Genomic DNA, 19,020 nt, shown 5'->3' on the forward strand with positions numbered 1-19,020 from the left:
CAGGCCCGTCGGCCCTGGTCAGATCGGGCCGAGGGCCGGGTCAGGCCGTCCGGCGGGCGAGACGCACGAGCGACCAGGAGATCGCGGGCAGCGCGCCGACCAGGCGGCCGTCCTCGAGGCGCACGGAGTCGTTGGCCTGCGGGGCGACGGTGTCCGGGGCGTCCTTGGTGTTGGCCGCGTAGGGGTCCTCGTGGTGGAGGGTGACGGCTTCGACGACCTCGAGGTCACCGAAGGCGGAGAGGTCCGCATCCAGCGCGAGTTCGTCGGTGGTGCCGCGGTTGACGACGAACACGCAGAGCGCGCCGTCCTCCTCGTCCCAGGTCGCCACGGCATCGGCCGCGGAGCTGGTGCCGAAGCGGGCGTTCTCGAAGGTCGGCGCGGCAAGGCGCACATCGAGCACTTCGCCGCGGGCGTGCTGGGAGGTGAGCGCGAAGGGGTGGAAGGTGGTCTGCTTCCAGGCCGCGCCGCCGGGCTCGGTCATGATCGGGGCGATCACGTTGACCAGCTGGGCCAGGGAGGCGGAGGCGACGCGGTCGCTGTGGCGCAGCAGGGAGATCAGCAGGTTGCCGAAGACCACCGCGTCCATCGCGTTGTAGGTGTCCTCGAGCAGCACCGGCGCGACCGGCCAGTCGTCACCGCTCGGCGGGCGGGACTCGGCGCGGTGCTGGTACCAGACGTTCCACTCGTCGAAGCTGACCATGATGTGCTTCTCGCGCTTGAGCTTCGCGCGCACGTGGTCCGCGGTCGCGACGACGGCGTCGATGAAGTGGTCCATGTCGTCCGCCGAGGCGAGGAAGGAGGCCTGGTCCCCGTCCTTCTCCGCGTAGTAGGCGTGGGCGGAGATCATGTCGACGTGGTCGTAAGCCTCGGTGAGGACCGTGTTCTCCCAGGCCGCGAAGGTCTCCATCGACGAGCTCGAGGAGCCGCAGGCGATGAGCTCGAGGTTCGGGTCCTCCTGGCGCATGGCGCGGGCGGCCTCGGTGGCGAGGCGCGCATACTCCTCGGCGGTCTTATGGCCCGTCTGCCAGGGGCCGTCCATCTCGTTGCCCAGGCACCACATGCGGATGCCGTGGGACTCGGGGTGGCCGTTCGCGGCGCGCTGGTCCGAGAGGGCGATGCCCTGGGGGGCGTTCGCGTACTGGAGCACGTCGAGCGCCTCCTCGACGCCGCGGGTGCCGAGGTTGATCGCGTACATCGGCTCGACCTCCGCCTTCTTCGCCCAGGCCATGAACTCGTCCAGGCCCACGGTGTTGGGGTCGGTGGAGTGCCAGGCGAGGTCGTGACGGGAGGGGCGGTCCTCGACCGGTCCCACGCCGTCCTCCCAGCGGTAGCCGGAGACGAAGTTGCCGCCGGGATAGCGCACGGAGCTCACGCCGAGCTCGCGGGTGAGGGCGAGGACGTCGGTGCGGAAGCCGTCTTCGTCGGCCTCGGGGTGGTCCGGCTCGAAGATGCCGGTGTAGACGCAGCGGCCGAGGTGCTCGACGAAGGCGCCGAAGGTGCGGCGGCGCACGGGAGCGACCCGGAAGGCGGGGTCGATGGTGAGGGTGACCTGCGATGACATCAGTGTCTGCGTCCTTCATGAGGGAGGGGCACGGGTGCGCGCTCGGGGCGCGGCGGCCAGATCTACAACGTTGGAAGTAGCTTTCCACAGCAGGGTCGCGGCGTCAACGCGTATCCGTGCGGGGCGAGTCGGACGCAGACGAGCGACGCCCCATGTGCCGTCTCTCCCAGGAGGCTCCGCAGACGACCAGCTGAATGCGAGAATCAGTGCATGCCTCCCCGCTCGCCCTCCGGTCAGCGGCGTCCGCCTGCGCTGCGCGACGTCGCCGAGCTCGCGGGCGTCTCGATCAAGACCGTCTCCAACGTGGTCAACGACTACCCTCACGTGCGGGAATCCACCCGCGAGAAGGTGCGCGAGGCGATCCTGCAGGTCGGCTACCGGCCCCAACTGGCCGCCCGGCAGCTGCGCACCGGCGCCTCCCAGATGATCACCCTCGCGGTGCCCTCCCTGGCCTTCTCCTACTTCTCGGACCTCGCCCAGCACTTCATCGATGAGGCGCAGGACCGCGGGCAGACCGTCGTGCTGCACTCGACCTCCGCAGGTCGCGAGGCGGAACGCACCGTGCTCGAAGGGTTCAAGCAGGTGTTCGGCGATGGGGTGATCTTCAATCCGCTGCTGCTGGAGGAGGAGCACTTCGCGCAGATGGAGCGCACCACCCAGCCCACCGTGTTCATCGGGGAGCATCTGCCCGAGCAGCTCCCCGAGGGCTGCGACTATGTGCGCATCGACAATCAGAGCGCCGCCTTCGACGCGACCTCGCACCTGATCGAGGCCGGACGCCGGCACCTCGCCTTCATCGGCAAGATCAACACCGCCCAGGGCCTGCAGCCCCACAGCTCCGGCTCCCTGCGCCGCGACGGCTTCCTCGCCGCCCTGCGCGAGCACGGTCTGCCGGCCGACAGCTCCGTGGTGCAGGCCGTGGACGCCTGGCACCGGCCCGACGGGTTCGCCGGCGCGAGCGCGCTGCTGGAGCGGATGCCGGAGGTGGACGGGATCGTCTGCGGCAATGACGAGCTGGCGATCGGGGCGCTCGCCGCCCTGCGCCGCCAGGGGCGCCGCGTGCCCGAAGATGTCGCCGTGACCGGCTACGACGACACCCCCGACGCGCCATTCGCGTCCCCGCCGCTCACCACGATCTCGCCGGACAAAGCCGCCCTGGTCCGCACCGTCCTGGACCTGCTCGGGGAGCGGATCCAGGGCTACGACGGCCCGCCGCGCGTGGTCGACACCCCGTACTCGCTGGTGGTGCGCGGCTCCACGCTCGCCGCCGCCGAGCCCACCGCCGCTGAGCTGTCCCCCGCTGCCGCCGCCCCGGCAGGCGCCGAACTGCCCCTCGCCGCGGCTGTGGCCACCGACCATTCTGAGAAGGAGTGACGCGATGACCGTCCCCACCCCGTACGAGGACCTGCTGCGCGAGGTCATGGAGACCGGCCACGCCAAGAGCGACCGCACCGGCACCGGCACCCGCAGCCTGTTCGGCAAGCAGATCCGCTTCGACCTCTCCGAGGGCTTCCCGCTGATCACCACCAAGCGGGTGCACACCCGCTCGATCATCCTCGAGCTGCTGTGGTTCCTGCGCGGCGACACCAATGTGCGCTGGCTGCAGGAGCGCGGGGTGACCATCTGGGATGAATGGGCCGACGAGAACGGCGACCTCGGCCCGGTCTACGGCGCGCAGTGGCGCTCCTGGCCCAGCCCGGACGGCGGGGTGATCGACCAGATCAGCGACGTCATCGAACAGATCCGCACCAATCCCGACTCGCGGCGGCTGATCGTCTCGGCCTGGAACCCGGCGGAGATCCCGAAGATGGCGCTCGCCCCCTGCCACGCGCTGTTCCAGTTCGAGGTGCACGACGGGAAGCTGTCCTGCCAGCTGTACCAGCGCAGCGCCGACCTGTTCCTCGGGGTGCCCTTCAACATCGCGAGCTATGCGCTGCTGACGCACATGATCGCCCAGCAGACCGACCTCGAGGTCGGGGACTTCATCTGGACCGGCGGGGACTGCCACATCTACGACAACCACCACGAGCAGGTCACCCGGCAGCTCGGGCGCGATGCGTTCCCGTCCCCGACGCTGCGGATCGCGCGCCGGCCGGAGTCGATCTTCGACTACGAGCTCGAGGACTTCGAGATCCTCGACTACCAGCACCACAAGGGCATCAAGGCCCCGGTGGCGGTGTGAGCACAGCGGGCGAGAGCACGAAGGCCGACGGTGCGGCGCCGCCGCGAGTCGTCGCTCCGCAGATCGGTCTGATCTGGGCGCAGGCTCGGGACGGCGTGATCGGCGCCGGCGGCACCATGCCCTGGCACCTGCCGGAAGACCTGAAGCACTTCTCCCGCACCACGAAGGGCTCCCCGGTGGTGATGGGCCGGCGCACCTGGCAGTCGTTCCCTGAGAAGTTCCGGCCGCTGCCGGGCCGCACCAATGTCGTCATCACCCGTGATGATGCCTTCGCGGAGGCCGGTGCGGTGCGGGCACGTAGCCTGCCCGATGCCCTCCGGATCGCGCGCGAGGTGCTCGCCGACGAGGCGGGCACGCCTCCCGCCCCGCACGCTGCCCGCCCGGACGCCGCCAGCCCGATGATCTGGGTGATCGGCGGCGGCGCGGTCTACCGGGAGGCGATCGCGGAGGCCGACCTGCTGGTGGTCACCGAGATCGACCTCGAGGTCGACGGGGACACCACTGCCCCGGAGATCCCGTCGGCCTTCCACCTTGCCGCCACCGATGCTGCAGTGTCCGATCCCGCCGGCGGCTGGCACGAGGCGGCCAGCGGCACCCGCTACCGGGTCCTCAGCTACCGGCGCTGAGGGCTCCGCCGCACAGGTCCGCTGAGCCCCACCGGCCGGAGAGCCAGCGAGCCCTCCACCCCGTCGACCCTCACCCCTTCAGGCCGGACCCCGTCACGCCCTCGACGATCTGGCGCTGGAAGAACATGTACAGCACCACCAGCGGGAGGGCGGCCAGGATCGCGCCGGCCTGGATGTCCGCATAGCGGAGGCCGAAGCTGCCCTGCACGGTCGCCAGGCCCACCGGGATCGTCATCAGGCTGGGGTTGGACATCACGAACAGCGGCAGCAGCAGGTTGTTCCAGGTCCACACGAAGGTGAGGATGGCGACCGCGGCGACCACCGGACGCGACAGCGGCATCACGACGGACCAGTAGATGCGCCAGGATCCGGCACCATCCACCCGTGCCGCCTCCTCGAGCTCCCGAGGGATCGCATCGAAGAACTGCTTGAAGATGAACACCGCGATCACCGAGGGCACCTGCGGCAGGATCACCGCCCAGTAGGTGTTCAGCAGCTGCAGGATCCGCAGCTCCTCGAAGATCGGCACGATCAGCACCTGACTGGGGATCATCAGTCCGATGATGATCGCCATATAGATGATCGCCCGGCCGCGGAACTCCAGGCGCGAGAGGGCGAACGCCGCCATCGAGGCGAACAGCAGGGTCAGCACCGCGGTGACCACGGAGGTCACGGCGCTCGCGAGGTACCAGTTCCAGATGTCTCCCTGCCTCATGAGGCCGAGATAGGAGTCCAGCGTGGGGCTCCAGCTGCTCAGGATCTCCTGAGCGCCGAGGGCTGCGGTTCCGTTGGGGGTCAGGGAGGTCTTGATCGCGAACAGGCTCGGGATCAGCCAGATGATCGCGAAGCCCACGAGGATGACGGTGGAGACCACGGCGAAGGTGCGGCCGCTGCCACCGGCGTGCGCAGTGGCGCGGGCGGGAGCCGCGCCGGAGACGACGGAGCGGCGCTTGCGAGCCCGGGTGGGGCGAGAGTCGGTGAGTGTCATGTCAGGAGGCCTCCTCGCGCTTCGCCCCGGCGCGGCTGATGAGCTGCTGGACGATGGCGATCACGATGATGATGAGGAACAGCAGGACCGATGCGGCGGACGCCGCCCCGATGCGGTTGTCGGTGAATGCCGTATCGGTGATGAGCCCGAGCGCGACCTGGGTCGAGTTGCCCGGCCCTCCCGAGGTCATCAGATAAACCTGGTCGAAGATCTTCAGGCTCGCGATGATCTGCAACAGGATCACCAGCGCCGTCGTGCGCGCCAGCAGCGGGATCGTCACCGAGCGGATCTGCTGCCAGGCGCTCGCGCCGTCGACGGCCGCCGCCTCGTACAGCTGGCGGGGGATCTCCTGCAGTCCCGCCAGGTAGAGCACGAAGTTGAACCCGATGGTCCACCAGATGGTGGCGATGGCGATGCCGATCATCGCGGTGCGCGGATCCGAGAGGACTCCATTGCCGGGTTCGAGCCCGAGCAGTCTGCCAGGCAGCGACCAGAGTCCGTTCAAGGGGGTGAACACGAAGACCCAGATCAGGGAGATCGTGGCCGAGGGCAGGATGAACGGCAGGAAGAATGCCAGGCGGAAGAACCACTGCCCGCGGGCAGCCCGGTTCGTCAGCACCGCGAGCACGAAGGAGAGCACCACCAGCGGCGGCACCGTGTACAGGGTGAACTGGAGGGTGTGCCAGAGGGAGGACCAGAAGTCATCCCGGGAGAACATCTCGAGGTAGTTGTCCAGCCCGGCGAAGGAGCCCAGACCCGAGCGGACCGTCGAGGTGTTGAAGAAGCTCGCGATCACCATCCAGATCGTGGGGCCGATCATGAAGGCTGCGTAGAAGAGGACGAAGGGGGCCAGGAAGAGCCAGGCCTGCGGCGTTCGGCGGCGCATCGAGGTGGTGCGGCGCGGAGGTGCGGCCGGAGGGGCGGACCGGCGGGCGGTCGGGGACGTCGTCGTCATGTCTGAGGCCTTCCGGATCAGAGGGGGCTCGGAGTGGAGGTGTAGATCTCGAGCTGGCTCCGGATCGCAGCGAGCGCCCGCTCTGGTGTGAGCACCCCCTGCTGGACCAGTCCGAGCTGGGCGCCGACGGTGTCCTCGAAGGTCGATCCCGAGCCCCCGTACCAGGCGGGATCGTCATAGACCGCGTGGTCCGCGGACTCGGCGTAATAGCGCTGCGGCTCGAGCGCCTGGAACTCGGAACTCTCGAAGGTGGGCATGTACGCGGGGATGTGCCCACCCTCCGCCCAGACCATGCTCTGCTCGAGCATGGCCTTGATGAACTGCATCGCGAGCTTCCGCTGCTCGGGCGAACGATCCTTGCGCGGCAGGATGAAGGTGTGGGAGTCCGCCTGCACGGCCGGCTTGTCGAAGAGCTGCGGGATCGGCGCCATGCCGAAGTCCAGCCCCTCGATCGACTGGGCGGTCGCGATCTCCCACTCGCCCTGCAGGTAGAAGCCGGCCTTTCCGGTGAACATCTCCGTCTGCGAGGTGGCGTAGTCGAGGTTCGAGTTCAGCCATCCCTTCTCGACCCACTCCTGAATCGTGGTCATCACCGTCAGGAAGGAGTCATCGTCCACGCTCAGCACGGCGCCGTCCTCCGAGAGGAACGGAGTGGCACCCTCCAGCTGGTTGTAGAGGGTCCAGAAGAAGCGCCACGGGGTCGAGGTCTCCGAGACGTTGGCGACCGTCATCGCGATCCCACCGGTGACGGCACTGATCTCGGTGAGGGCCGCCTCGAAGGCCTCCTTGCCGGTGAGGTCGACGAGGAGTCCATCACCGTCGAGCAGTCCGGCCTGCTCGCAGACCTCCTTGTTGTAGAAGAGGGTGAAGGGGTGCGTATCCAGCGGGATCGCGATGTTCTGCCCGTCGGTCTGCTGCGTCGTCCAGGCCTGCTGGTTGAAGTCCGCCGAGGAGAGGCCGACGCTGGCCAGGTCCTCCTCGGTGATCGGGTCCAGGAGCCCGCCGGCCCAGAGGGGCTTGGCGCGGGTGAGGTGGGCGACGGCGACATCCGGCGGCTGGTTGCCGACCGTGGACAGCGTCAGCTTCGAGTAGTACGGGTTGCCCCAGGCCAGCGTGGTCGCCTGCAGCGAATCCCTGCCGTACTGCTCCTGATAGCCCGCCTGCATGTCCTGCATGCGCACGCCGTCGCCGCCGCCGAACAGATTCCAGTAGATCACCGTCTCGGGATCGAGCTGCGAGCCCAGCAGTCCCGCCGCGAGCGGTGTCGAGCAGCCGCTGAGCGAGAGCGCGGAGGCCGCCAGCGCGCCGGCGCCGAGGAGCCCTCGACGGCTGAGGGCTGGGATCGCAGGAGGCCCTGCGGCACGGGTGCGGGGTGGACGGTTCCTCATCTGAACACTCCATCGGGGTCGAAGGACCGCCGGGCCGGATGGCCGGGCGGCGTCGCTGCTGAGGTTCGAGTGGGCCGGGGCCCGGGTCGGAGGGGAAGCACTCCACGGGGTTCTCGCCGCGCATCATCGCGCTGAACCGGCACCCTCATGAGGAGGCCGCGGAGTCCTGGGTCATGGAGGTGATGCAGCGCCTCCGCATCGGGTGCCCTGCGTCACATATCCGTCTGAGCCGGACTTTACATCGTTGCACAGGTGGGCGCAATGGGTCCGCGACGATCGCGGCTCGGCTCCTGCCGGAGCAGAATCCTCCCAGTTCAGGAGCCAGACAGCACGAGACCCCGGGCCCTCCTGGGAGGGCCCGGGTGGCCGGGCGGACACGGCGCTCACCGTGCACAGCCCGCGAGCCGCGGACCGCATGCGGCGACCGCGCCCCGTGGTGCGCTCAGGCCCCGCTCTGGGACCGCTTCTTGTTCCAGACGTCGAAGGCCACGGCCACCAGCAGCACCACGCCGCGGACGACCGACTGGGTGGACTGGTCGATGCCCATGATCGACATGCCGTTGGACATCACCGCCATGATCAGGCCGCCGATGATCGCGCCGTGGACCTTGCCCACGCCACCGGTCACCGCCGCGCCTCCGATGAACGCGGCGGCGATCGCGTCGAGCTCGAACATATTGCCGGCACCCGGCTGGGCGCTGTTGGAGCGGGCCGAATAGACGATGCCGGCGACCGCGGAGAGCAGGCCCATGTTCACGAACAGGAGCATGTTGACGCGGCGGGTCTTCACGCCGGAGAGCTGGGCGGCCTGGAGATTGCCGCCCATCGCGTAGATATGCCTGCCGAAGATCGTGCGCTGGCTGATGAAGCCGTAGATCAGCACGAGCGCGGCCAGCAGGATCAGCACCACCGGGAGGCCGCGCGAGTGCGCGAGCTGCCAGGCGAAGGCCATCACGACCGCGGCGATGGCCGCGTTCTTCAGCCAGAACAGGAACTGCGCCTCGACCTGCTGCTTGTACTTCAGCTTCGCCAGGCGTCCGCGGTACTGCTGGATCGCGAACACGACCACCAGCGCTCCTGCGAGGATCAGCGTGAAGGCGTCATAGCCGTTGCCGCCGAGGAGTCCGTTGAGGAACCCACCGGAGATGTACTGGTACTCCTGAGGGAAGGGCGAGAGCGAGACGTTGTTCAGCACCTGCATGGTCAACCCGCGGAAGATGAGCATCCCCGCGAGGGTGACGATGAAGGCGGGGATGCCCACATAGGCGACCCAGAAGCCCTGCCAGAGCCCCACCAGCGCGCCGGTGCCGAGCGCGGCGAGCACGCCGACCCACCAGGGCATGCCGTTGCCGATGATCACCACAGCCGCGACAGCGCCGGTGAGCGCGACCACCGACCCCACCGAGAGGTCGATATGCCCGGCCACGATGATCAGCACCATGCCGATCGCGAGGATCAGGATGTAGGAGTACTGCAGCACGAGGTTGGTGAGGTTGCCGGGGCTCAGCAGCTGGCCTCCGGTGAGGATCGTGAACAGCACGATGATGAACACGAAGGCGATGTAGATGCCGCTGGAGCGCATGTTCCGCGTCAGCAGCTCTTTGATGTCAGAAGTTCCCGCCATGAGGCGCACTCACTCCCTTTCCATGGTCATGAGCTCCATGAGGTGCTCCTGCGTGGCGTCCTGGGCGGCGACCTCGCCGGTGATGCGGCCGGTGGACAGTGTGTAGATGCGATCGGACAGGCCCATGACCTCGGGCAGCTCCGAGGAGATGACGATGATCGCCTTGCCGGCCTCGGCGAGCTCGTTGATGATCGTGTAGATCTCGAACTTCGCGCCGACGTCAACGCCGCGGGTGGGCTCGTCCAGGATCAGCAGCTCGGGTTCGGTGTACAGCCACTTGCTGAGCACCACCTTCTGCTGGTTGCCGCCCGAGAGCTTCCCGACCTGCGCCATCACCGTCGGGGTCTTGATGTTGAGCGAGGAGCGGTAGCGCTCGGCCACCGCGATCTCCTCATTGCCGTTGATCCATCCGCCGTGGGTGACCTTTTTGAGCGATGCCGCCGTGATGTTGGTGCGGATGTCCTGGATCAGGTTCAGGCCGTACTGCTTGCGGTCCTCGGAGACGTAGGCGATGCCGGCCTTGATCGCCTGGGAGACCGTGCGCAGCTGCACCGGGCGGCCGTGCATGTAGGCGGTCCCGGAGATGTCCCGTCCGTACGAGCGGCCGAACAGGCTCATCGCGAGCTCGGTGCGCCCGGCGCCCATCAGGCCCGCGATGCCGACCACCTCGCCGGCGCGGACGTTCAGCGCCGCACCGTCGACGACGGTGCGACCTGCCTGGGTGGGGTGGCCGACGTGCCAGTCCTCGAGGCGGAAGATCTCCTCGCCGATCTCGGCGCGCCGCTCCGGGTAGAGGCTGTCGATGTCGCGCCCCACCATGCCCTTGATGATGCGGGGCACCAGCGTGTGCCGCTGCTCGGCGGGCACCTGCATGTCGATGGTCTCGATGGTCGAACCGTCACGGATGACGGTGGTGGCATCGGCGACCGCCGCGATCTCTCCGAGCTTGTGAGAGATGATGATGCTGGTGACGCCCTCCTCGCGCAGCCCGCGGATGAGCCCGAGCAGGTGCTCGGAGTCATCATCGTTCAGCGCTGCGGTGGGTTCGTCCAGGATCAGCAGGGTCACGTTCTTCGTGAGCGCCTTGGCGATCTCGACCAGCTGCTGCTTGCCCACGCCCAGCTGGCCGACGGGCGTGACCGGCTTCTCCTTCAGGCCCACGCGCTCGAGCAGCTCGGCGGCGCGGGCGTTGGTCTCGTGCCAGCTGATCACTCCGCCGCGGGTCTGCTCGTTGCCGAGAAAGATGTTCTCGGCGATCGACAGGTGGGGCACCAGGGCGAGCTCCTGGTGGATGATCACGATGCCTTCCGCCTCGGAGTCGTTGATGCTCGCGAAGCTGACCGGGCGACCGCGGAAGTGGATCTCGCCCTCATAGGTCCCGGCCGGCTCGACGCCGGAGAGCACCTTCATGAGCGTGGACTTGCCGGCGCCGTTCTCGCCGCAGATCGCGTGGATCTCGCCCTCGCCGACCGTCAGGGACACGTCCTTGAGGGCGACGACTCCGGGATATCTCTTGGTGATGGACCGCATCTCGAGGATGTTCTCGGTCAAAGAGCCCTCCTTCGGGCAGGGGGCCCCGGCGCTGCGTCGATGCATGCCGAGGCCCCACCGGGTGTTCTGCGAAGCCCTGCGCTCAGAGCTGGCCGGCCTCGACCTGCTCCGGCGTGTAGTAACCCGAGTCGACCATGATCTCCTCGTAGTTGCTCTGCAGCACCATCTGCACCTCGAGCAGGTACGAGGGCACGACCTTCACGCCGTTGTTGTAGGTCTCGGTGTCGTTGGCCTCCGGCTCCTCGCCGTTCAGGATCGATTCCGCGGAGAGGATCGCCTGGTCGGCGAGGTCCCGCGTGTCCTTGAAGATCGTCGAGGACTGCACGCCGTCGGCGATGAGCTTGATCGAGGCGATCTCGGCGTCCTGCCCGGTGACCACCGGCAGGCCCTCCTCGATGGTGGGCCCCAGGCCCGAGTTCTGCAGCGCGTTGATGATGCCGCGGGACAGCGGATCGGCGGGTGCCAGCACTCCGGCGAGCTCTTCGCCGCTGCCGTAGTGGGTGGTCAGCAGGGTCTCCATGCGCTTCTGCGCCGTCTCCTGCTCCCAGCGCTGGGTGGCGGCCTGCTCGATGTCCATCTGCTCCGAGAGCACCACGAGCGTGCCATCGTCGAAGTAGGGCTGCAGCGTGTCGATGGCGCCCTGCCAGAAGAGGTGGGCGTTGTTGTCATCGAGCGAACCGGCGAAGAGCTCGACGTTCAGCGGCCCCTCGGGGGCATCGCCGGCCGGCTCGAAGCTCTCATCCAGCAGGCCCAGGCCGAACATCAGGGCATTGGCCTGGTTCACGCCCACCTTGTAGTTGTCGAAGGTGACGTAGAAGTCGACGTTCTCGCTGTCGGTGAGCAGGCGGTCGTAGGCGATGACCGGGATCCCTGCGGCGGCCGCCGCTTCGAGCTGCGCCGAGAGGGAGGCGCCGTCGATCGAGGCGATCAGCAGGGCGTTCACCCCGGAGTTGACCATCTGATCGATCTGCTGCTGCTGGGTGGGGATGTCATCGTCGGCGTACTGCATGTCGACGGTGAACCCCTTCTCCTCGAGGCCCGCCTTGATGTTGTCGCCGTCCGCGACCCAGCGCTCGTAGGTCTGGGTCGGCATCGCGACGCCGACGGTCAGCTCGCTCGGCTCCGCATCGGGATCGGGGCCGCCGGAGCCAGCTCCCTCACCGCCGCAGGCGGCCAGTCCGAGCGCCGCCGCTGTGGCCGATGCGCCGAGCAGGAAGTTTCTGCGATTGTGCTTGTGCATGGGTATTTCCTCCTTGAAATCTCCGTCTGCGCCCTGCAGCAGGGGTCCTCCAGGCTGGCTGGGGTCCGCGGTTCGCACGCCGACGATGGTGTGGAACGCCTCGAATGCTAACGTTCACATGCCCGTGTGTCACCCCTCCGAGGCCGCCGCGGGTCACGAATCAGCAACGGACATATCGCCGGACCGGGGCGCGACGGCACGTTGCTCTGATGTGAATCGATCTTGCAGGCCACCGCCTCACCTGCAGCCCATATACCCCGTCCTGGAAAGGAGATATCCCCGTGGCTCCCACCCTGCGCCGCCCCTCCATGGCGGATGTCGCCGGCCGCGCCGGGGTCTCCTACCAGACCGTCTCGCGAGTGCTCAACGAACCGCAGATCGTGCGCCCGGACACCCGTGCCCGCGTGCTCGCAGCGATCACCGAGCTGGGCTACACCCGCAACCGCGCGGCCAGAGCGCTGAAGACCACGCGCTCCTCCCTGATCGGGCTGCTCAACGACGGCTCCTCCCTGTTCGGGCCGACGGAGACGACCACCGCCATCGAGGCCGCTGCACGTCGAGCCGGCTACTCGATGCTGCTGACCACCGTCGGTCCCGACGCAGACAGCAGCCCCCAGATCGGAGCCGAGCTGCTGGGCACCGGTGTGGACGGCATCCTGGTGGTCGCCGCCCATGAGGGCATGGTTCCGGCGGTCGCCTCGCTGTCACGCTCGACCCCCGTCGTCGCCGTCACCGCGGTGCCGGCCCGGAACCCGGAGGTCCAGGTCGTGGGGGTGGACCAGCACCTTGGAGCACACCAGGTCATCGAGCACCTGGCTCGCACCGGAGTGCGCTCAGTGGCGCATATCGCGGGCCCCCAGGACTGGTTCGACGCCTGCGCCCGGCGCGAGGGGTTCGAGCAGGCCCTCGCCCTGCATGGCCTGGACGGAACGGTCGTGGGCCCCGGGGATTGGACCCCGCGCTCCGGCTACGAGCTCGCCAGCGAGCTGGTGCGCAGCGGACTGCCGGACGCGATCTTCGCGGCGAACGACATGATGGCGATCGGCGTGCTCCACGCCCTGCACGAGCACGGCCTGCGAGTGCCGGAGGAGGTCGCGGTGGTGGGCTTCGACAACACGATGGGAGCGGAGTTCCAGATCCCCTCGCTGACCACCGTCGCCCAACCCTTCGCCGAGCTGGGACGCCTCGCCCTCGAGCGCCTGCTGTGCATGCTCGAGGACCGAGAGCCGCCGCCAGGGACGCCCAGCACGCTGCCGCCGCGCCTGGTGGTGCGCCGCTCGACCCTCCCTGAACGCACCCACTGACCTGGTCGGGAGCCGTCGCCTGGTGCCAATGTGAACGTTGACATCGCGTGATTTCCCTGGTGGGATAGGCGCATGACGCACGCCGCCGTGACCCCCTCAGAGCATTCCGACCCCGCCTCCCTGATCGGGGCCGGCCGCGCCCATCTGGGCCTCGAGCTGGGCTCGACCCGCATCAAAGCCGCTCTGATCGACGATGCCGGCACGGTGCTCGCCACCGGTTCCCACGCCTGGGAGAACCAGCTCGTGGACGAGAGCTGGACCTACTCCCTGGACAGCGTCTGGGCCGGTATCCAGGACTGCTACGCGGATCTGGTGCGCGAGGTGCGTGAGCAGCACGGGGTGGAGCTCACGCAGCTGGCGAGCCTCGGCATCTCCGCGATGATGCACGGCTATCTCCCCCTCGACGCCGACGGCGAGCTGCTCACCCCCTTCCGCACCTGGCGCAACACCTTCACCACCGAGGCCGCCGGCGAGCTCAGCGAGGCCCTCGGTGTGAACATCCCGCTGCGCTGGAGCGTCGCGCATCTGCTGCATGCGATCCGCGGCGGCGAGGAGCACGTGCAGCAGCTGGCGCAGCTCACCACGCTGGCCGGATACGTGCACCGCGAGCTCACGGGGCGGTCCGTGCTCGGCGTCGGCGATGCCAGCGGCATGTTCCCGATCTCCGCCGCCGGCGACGCCTTCGACCCCGCACTCCTGGAGCGGTTCTCCGCCCTGGACGGAGTCGCGGAGCTGCCCTGGGCCCTGCCCGAGGTGCTCCCCGAGGTGCTGACCGCCGGGCAGGATGCCGGCTCCCTGACCACCGAGGGGGCGGCGCTGCTGGATCCCACCGGCGCGCTGCAGTCCGGCGCGGTCGCCGCGCCTCCCGAGGGGGACGCCGGCACCGGCATGGTCGCCACCCACGCCATCGCCCCGCGCACCGGCAACGTCTCCGCCGGCACCAGCGCCTTCGCCATGGTGGTCCTCGAGGGGCAGCTCTCCGGCCCGCGCGAGGAGATCGACATGGTCACCACCCCGGCCGGGGATCCGGTCGCGATGATCCACACCAACAACTGCACCACCGACCTCGACGCCTGGCTGGGCCTGTTCAGCCGTTTCGCCGAGCTGCTGGGCCACCCCGTCGGCCCCGAGGAGCTGTACGGCGCACTGTTCGGCGCGGGAGCCCAGGGCGACGCCGACGCCGGCGGAGTGCTGAGCTACAACTACGTCTCCGGCGAGCACCAGACCGGCGTCCCCTCCGGCCGCCCCCTGCTGGTGCGCGAGCAGGAAGCCCGCTTCACCCTCGAGAACTTCATGCGCTCCCAGCTCTACGGCGCCTTCGGGGCGCTCGCCGTGGGCATGGAGGCCCTGCTGAAGGACGAAGGCGTGCAGCTGGACGTGATGTACGCCCACGGTGGCATCTTCGCCACCGCAGGCGTCGCCCAGCAGGTGCTGGCCGACGCGCTCGCCACCCCGGTCGCCGTCGGCGACTCCGCGGCCGAGGGCGGCGCCTGGGGCATGGCCCTGCTCGCCGCCTTCACCGCTCGCGCCCGCGGCCAGGGGCAGGAGCAGGGGCAGGCCTCCCTCGGCGACTTCCTGGGCACCGAGATCTTCGCCTCCCAGCAGCTCAGCACCCTCGAGCCCGACGAGGCCGGGATGGCCGGGCACGCCCAGTGGCTGGCCAGCTATCGCACCGGGCTCCCGGTCGAACGGCTCGCCGGCGACCTGCTCAGCTGACCCGGCTGACCCAGCTGACCCGGCTGGCCTCGCTGACCCGGCTGACCCGGCTGACCCAGCTGACCCGGCTGGCCTCGCTGACCCGGCTGGGCTCGCCTCTTCACTCTTCCCCACGACCTCCCAGGAGCCCTGATGACTCTCGCCCTCGCCACCCTCCCCGTCGATACCCAGGAGGCGGTGGCCGCCACCCGCGAGCGGGTCGCCGCCCTCCACGCCGAGCTGCCCCGCAACGGGCTGGTGGTGTGGACGGCCGGGAACGTCTCCGAACGGGTCCCCGCCACCGCGCCCGAGGTCCCGGGGCTGATGGTCATCAAGCCCTCCGGCGTCTCCTATGACGAGCTCACCGCCGAGACGATGGTGGTCTGCACGCTCGACGGCGTGAAGATCGACGACGGCACCCCCGACACGCTGACCCCCTCCTCGGACACCGCCGCCCACGCCTACGTCTACTCCTACCTGCCCGAGGTGGGCGGGGTCGTGCACACACACTCGACCTACGCCACCGCCTGGGCCGCTCGCGCCGAAGAGATCCCCTGCGTGCTGACGATGATGGCCGACGAGTTCGGCGGCCCCGTGCCCGTCGGCCCCTTCGCCGTGATCGGCGACGACTCGATCGGCCGCGGCATCGTCGAGACGCTCGAAGGCCACCGCAGCCCCGCCGTGCTGATGCAGAACCACGGCCCGTTCACCCTCGGCAAGGACGGCCGCGCCGCGGTGAAGGCCGCCGTGATGGTCGAGGAGGTCGCCCGCACGGTGCACATCTCCCGCCAGCTCGGTGAGCCCCTGCCCATCGAGCCGAGCCTGATCGACTCGCTCTACGACCGCTACCAGAACGTCTACGGCCAGCGCTGACGCAGGCCCCCGGCACCCCCGACCCACCGACCCCGTCGGCGCCGTCGACCCACTACCCCTGAAGGATGAGGACACCCCCATGCAGAACCCCTTCGAAGCCCGCGAGATCTGGTTCCTGACCGGCAGCCAGGGCCTGTACGGCCCCGAGACGCTCGACCAGGTCGCCGAGCAGTCGCGTGTGATCGCCGAGACCCTCGACGCCGCAGGCGGCATCCCCGTGAAGATCGTCTGGAAGCCGGTGCTCACCGACCGTGACGCGATCCGCGAGACCGCCCTGGCCGCGAACGCCGACCCTGCCTGCGTGGGCGTCATCGCCTGGATGCACACCTTCTCCCCCGCGAAGATGTGGATCCAGGGCCTGGATGCCCTGCGCACCCCGCTGCTGCACCTGCACACCCAGGCGAACGTCGAGCTGCCCTGGTCCAGCATCGACATGGACTTCATGAACCTCAACCAGGCCGCGCACGGCGACCGCGAGTTCGGCTACATCGCCACCCGCCTCGGCGTGAACCGCAAGACCGTCGTGGGCCACTCCTCGGATGAGGGCGTGCAGGACAAGATCGGCCGCTGGGCCCGCGCCGCGACCGGCTGGGCCGAGATGCACTCGCTGAAGCTCGCCCGCTTCGGCGACAACATGCGCGGCGTCGCCGTCACCGAGGGGGACAAGACCGAGGCCGAGCTGCGACTCGGCGTCTCCGTGAACACCTGGGGCGTGAACGACCTGGTCGCCGTGGTCGACGCGGTCGAGGAGAGCGCGATCGACGCACTGGTCGCCGAGTACGAAGAGCTGTACGAGATCGTCCCCGAGCTGAAGCAGGGCGGGGAGCGCCACGACTCGCTGCGCTACGGCGCCCGCCAGGAACTCGGCCTGCGCACCTTCCTCGAGGAGGGCGGCTTCGGCGCCTTCACCACGAACTTCGAGGACCTCGGCGGGCTGCGCCAGCTGCCGGGCCTCGCAGTGCAGCGCCTCATGGCCGACGGCTACGGCTTCGGCGCCGAGGGCGACTGGAAGACCGCGATCCTGGTGCGGGTCGCCGCGGTGATGGGCCACGGCCTGCCCGGCGGCGCCTCCCTGATGGAGGACTACACCTACGAGCTCACCCCCGGCCGCGAGCAGATCCTCGGCGCCCACATGCTCGAGGTCTCCCCCTCGCTGACCACCGCGAAGCCGTCGCTCGAGATCCACCCGCTGGGCATCGGCGACCGCGAGGACCCGGTGCGCCTGAAGTTCACGGCCGACGCCGGCCCCGCCATCGTGGTCGCGCTCTCCGACATGCGCGAGCGGTTCCGCCTGGTCGCCAACGTGGTGAAGGTGGTCGAGCCCGCGCAGGAGCTGCCGAAGCTGCCGGTGGCCTGCGCCGTCTGGGAGCCCGCTCCCGACTTCGCGACCTCCGCCGAGTGCTGGCTGACCGCCGGCGCCGCCCACCACACGGTGATGACCACTGCCGTGGGCCTCGAGGTCTGGGAGGACCTCGCGACGATCGGTGATCTCGAGCTCGCGGTCATCGACGAGAACACCACGGTGCGCTCCTTCGCCCAGGAGCTGCGCACCAACCAGGTGTTCTACCGCCTCGGCCAGGGCTTCTGAGCCCCACCTCGTCCCGCCCGCGGGAGAAGCCCGGCCAGCGGGACAAAGTGGGGCGATAGCGCGATCTATCGCCCTACTTTGCCCCGCTGGCCGGCACATTTCGGCAGGATGACGTGACCACCCTCGAAGAGCTGGAGCAATGATGCCCGCTGGGACCCCTTCCGCGCACGCCCCCGATTCCGCGCACACCCGCCCCGGGCGCAGCTGGTCCGGGACCGTGGACTACGGGCCCGGACCGCTGCATGCACCGACCTCGGTCGCGGAGCTGCGCGCGCTGGTGGGCCGCAGCCCAAGGATCCGGGCGCTCGGCACGCGGCACTCCTTCTCCGAGATCGCCGCGAGCGACGCGGACCTGGTCACCCTCGCGCACCTGCCCGCCGATCTCGAGTTCGACGCCGCAGCGCGCACCGTCCGGGTCGCCGCGGCGGTGCGCTACGGGGAGCTCGCGCTCGCGGCGGCCGAGCACGGACTGGCGCTCGCGAACATGGGGTCCCTCCCCCACATCTCGGTGGGCGGGGCGAGTGCGACGGGCACCCATGGCTCGGGGGATGGCAGCCCTTCGCTGGCCTCCTCGGTGCGGGCGATCGAGCTGGTCACCGCAGGCGGGGACCAGCTCACCCTGTCCCGTGACGCGGATCCCGAGGTCTTCGCCGGGGCGGTGCTCTCCCTCGGGATGCTCGGCATCGTCACCTACCTGACCCTGGACCTGGTGCCCGCCGCCCCGATGCGCCAGACCGTCCACCTGGACTTTCCTCCCGAGAGCACGACGGGCGAGGGCATGCTGGCGATGCTCGCGGGCGGGACCAGCGTGAGCCTCTTCCACCACTGGGACGGCCGCATCGACCAGGCCTGGGTGAAGCAGGTGGCGGGGGTCGATGAGGAGCTGCCGGAGCAGTGGCTGGGCGGCCGCCGGGCCCGTCGGCCGGTGCATCCACTGGCGGGGATGCCCGCCGATTTCTGCACCGACCAGACCGGGGAACCCGGCCCCTCCCATGAGCGGCTGCCCCATTTCCGGCTCGAGTTCACTCCGAGCAACGGCGAGGAGATCCAGTCGGAGTACTTCGTGGCGCGCGAGGATCTGGCCGCAGCGGTGGCGGCGGTGAGCGAGCTCGGCGAGCGGATCCGGCCGTTGCTGCATGCCTCCGAGATCCGCACCGTCGCGGCCGACGAGCTGTGGCTCTCCCCCGCCTACCAGCGCGACAGCGCCTGCGTGCACTTCACCTGGAAGCAGCTTCCCGAGCAGGTCACAGCATTGTTGCCCGAGATCGAGGAGCGCCTGGCCCCGTTCGCGCCGCGCCCGCACTGGGGAAAGGTCTTCACCCTCGACCCCGCGCAGGTGCGTGCCCCGTACCCGCGGCTGGAGGACTTCCTCGCGCTGCGCGAGCGGCTGGATCCGGGCCGCGTGTTCACCAATGCCTACGTCGACCGTCTGCTCGGAGAGTGAC

General features: G+C 69.4%; 15 protein-coding genes. 8 read left to right on the forward strand and 7 right to left on the reverse strand.

The window, feature by feature from the left end:
- Nucleotides 1-40 precede the first annotated feature (40 nt).
- Nucleotides 41-1,561, reverse strand: coding sequence for an arabinosylfuranosidase ArfA (gene arfA, locus ABD893_RS00770; protein WP_345075575.1), 1,521 nt, complete (start codon nucleotides 1,559-1,561; stop codon nucleotides 41-43).
- Between the two features lie 210 nt (nucleotides 1,562-1,771).
- On the opposite strand from arfA, the gene ABD893_RS00775 reads away from it, so the two are divergent.
- The 3 genes from ABD893_RS00775 to ABD893_RS00785 are packed head-to-tail and all read left to right on the forward strand — an operon-like array spanning nucleotide 1,772 to nucleotide 4,369.
- Nucleotides 1,772-2,935 (forward strand): LacI family DNA-binding transcriptional regulator, encoded by a 1,164-nt coding sequence (locus tag ABD893_RS00775; RefSeq protein ID WP_345075576.1) that lies wholly within the window; start codon nucleotides 1,772-1,774, stop codon nucleotides 2,933-2,935.
- Between the two features lie 4 nt (nucleotides 2,936-2,939).
- Complete coding sequence (locus ABD893_RS00780; protein ID WP_345075577.1) at nucleotides 2,940-3,743, forward strand: thymidylate synthase; 804 nt, start codon at nucleotides 2,940-2,942, stop codon at nucleotides 3,741-3,743.
- Nucleotides 3,740-4,369: a dihydrofolate reductase gene (locus tag ABD893_RS00785; RefSeq protein WP_345075578.1), complete on the forward strand. Its 630-nt coding sequence runs from the start codon at nucleotides 3,740-3,742 to the stop codon at nucleotides 4,367-4,369. Before ABD893_RS00780 ends, ABD893_RS00785 begins: the two co-directional genes overlap by 4 nt.
- Nucleotides 4,370-4,439: 70 nt before the next feature.
- Here the strand turns inward: ABD893_RS00785 and ABD893_RS00790 are convergent, their stop codons facing one another.
- The 6 genes from ABD893_RS00790 to chvE form a co-directional block, all read right to left on the reverse strand.
- The gene (locus tag ABD893_RS00790) at nucleotides 4,440-5,357 is read right to left on the reverse strand and encodes a carbohydrate ABC transporter permease (protein ID WP_345075579.1); all 918 of its coding nucleotides are present in this window, start codon (nucleotides 5,355-5,357) and stop codon (nucleotides 4,440-4,442) included.
- A gap of 1 nt (nucleotide 5,358) precedes the next feature.
- A complete protein-coding gene (locus ABD893_RS00795) occupies nucleotides 5,359-6,312 on the reverse strand; it encodes a carbohydrate ABC transporter permease (RefSeq protein ID WP_345075580.1) in 954 nt (317 codons plus the stop codon).
- Between the two features lie 17 nt (nucleotides 6,313-6,329).
- Nucleotides 6,330-7,700 carry an extracellular solute-binding protein gene (locus tag ABD893_RS00800; RefSeq protein WP_345075581.1) on the reverse strand — a complete coding sequence of 457 codons (1,371 nt, stop codon included), beginning with the start codon at nucleotides 7,698-7,700 and terminating at the stop codon, nucleotides 6,330-6,332.
- A gap of 442 nt (nucleotides 7,701-8,142) precedes the next feature.
- Nucleotides 8,143-9,324, reverse strand: a complete 1,182-nt coding sequence (gene mmsB, locus ABD893_RS00805) for a multiple monosaccharide ABC transporter permease (RefSeq protein WP_345075582.1) — start codon at nucleotides 9,322-9,324, stop codon at nucleotides 8,143-8,145.
- 9 nt (nucleotides 9,325-9,333) lie between these two features.
- Nucleotides 9,334-10,920: a multiple monosaccharide ABC transporter ATP-binding protein gene (gene mmsA / locus ABD893_RS00810; RefSeq protein WP_425548324.1), complete on the reverse strand. Its 1,587-nt coding sequence runs from the start codon at nucleotides 10,918-10,920 to the stop codon at nucleotides 9,334-9,336.
- Nucleotides 10,921-10,957: 37 nt separating this feature from the next.
- The gene (gene chvE / locus ABD893_RS00815) at nucleotides 10,958-12,115 is read right to left on the reverse strand and encodes a multiple monosaccharide ABC transporter substrate-binding protein (RefSeq protein WP_345075584.1); all 1,158 of its coding nucleotides are present in this window, start codon (nucleotides 12,113-12,115) and stop codon (nucleotides 10,958-10,960) included.
- Between the two features lie 281 nt (nucleotides 12,116-12,396).
- Between chvE and ABD893_RS00820 the strand changes: the two genes are divergently transcribed.
- The 5 genes from ABD893_RS00820 to ABD893_RS00840 all read left to right on the forward strand — a co-directional run bounded on the left by ABD893_RS00820 (nucleotide 12,397) and on the right by ABD893_RS00840 (nucleotide 19,019).
- Complete coding sequence (locus ABD893_RS00820; RefSeq protein ID WP_345075585.1) at nucleotides 12,397-13,419, forward strand: LacI family DNA-binding transcriptional regulator; 1,023 nt, start codon at nucleotides 12,397-12,399, stop codon at nucleotides 13,417-13,419.
- Between the two features lie 72 nt (nucleotides 13,420-13,491).
- Nucleotides 13,492-15,135 carry a xylulokinase gene (locus ABD893_RS00825; RefSeq protein WP_345075586.1) on the forward strand — a complete coding sequence of 548 codons (1,644 nt, stop codon included), beginning with the start codon at nucleotides 13,492-13,494 and terminating at the stop codon, nucleotides 15,133-15,135.
- A 132-nt stretch (nucleotides 15,136-15,267) separates the two neighbouring features.
- Nucleotides 15,268-15,987, forward strand: coding sequence for an L-ribulose-5-phosphate 4-epimerase (locus ABD893_RS00830; protein WP_345075587.1), 720 nt, complete (start codon nucleotides 15,268-15,270; stop codon nucleotides 15,985-15,987).
- A gap of 79 nt (nucleotides 15,988-16,066) precedes the next feature.
- On the forward strand, nucleotides 16,067-17,575 hold the full coding sequence (gene araA, locus ABD893_RS00835; protein ID WP_345075588.1) for an L-arabinose isomerase: 1,509 nt from the start codon (nucleotides 16,067-16,069) through the stop codon (nucleotides 17,573-17,575).
- A 139-nt stretch (nucleotides 17,576-17,714) separates the two neighbouring features.
- The gene (locus ABD893_RS00840) at nucleotides 17,715-19,019 is read left to right on the forward strand and encodes a D-arabinono-1,4-lactone oxidase (RefSeq protein WP_345075590.1); all 1,305 of its coding nucleotides are present in this window, start codon (nucleotides 17,715-17,717) and stop codon (nucleotides 19,017-19,019) included.
- Nucleotide 19,020: the final 1 nt, after the last annotated feature.

Source organism: Brachybacterium paraconglomeratum, from assembly GCF_039541415.1.
GTDB lineage: Bacteria > Actinomycetota > Actinomycetes > Actinomycetales > Dermabacteraceae > Brachybacterium > Brachybacterium paraconglomeratum_A.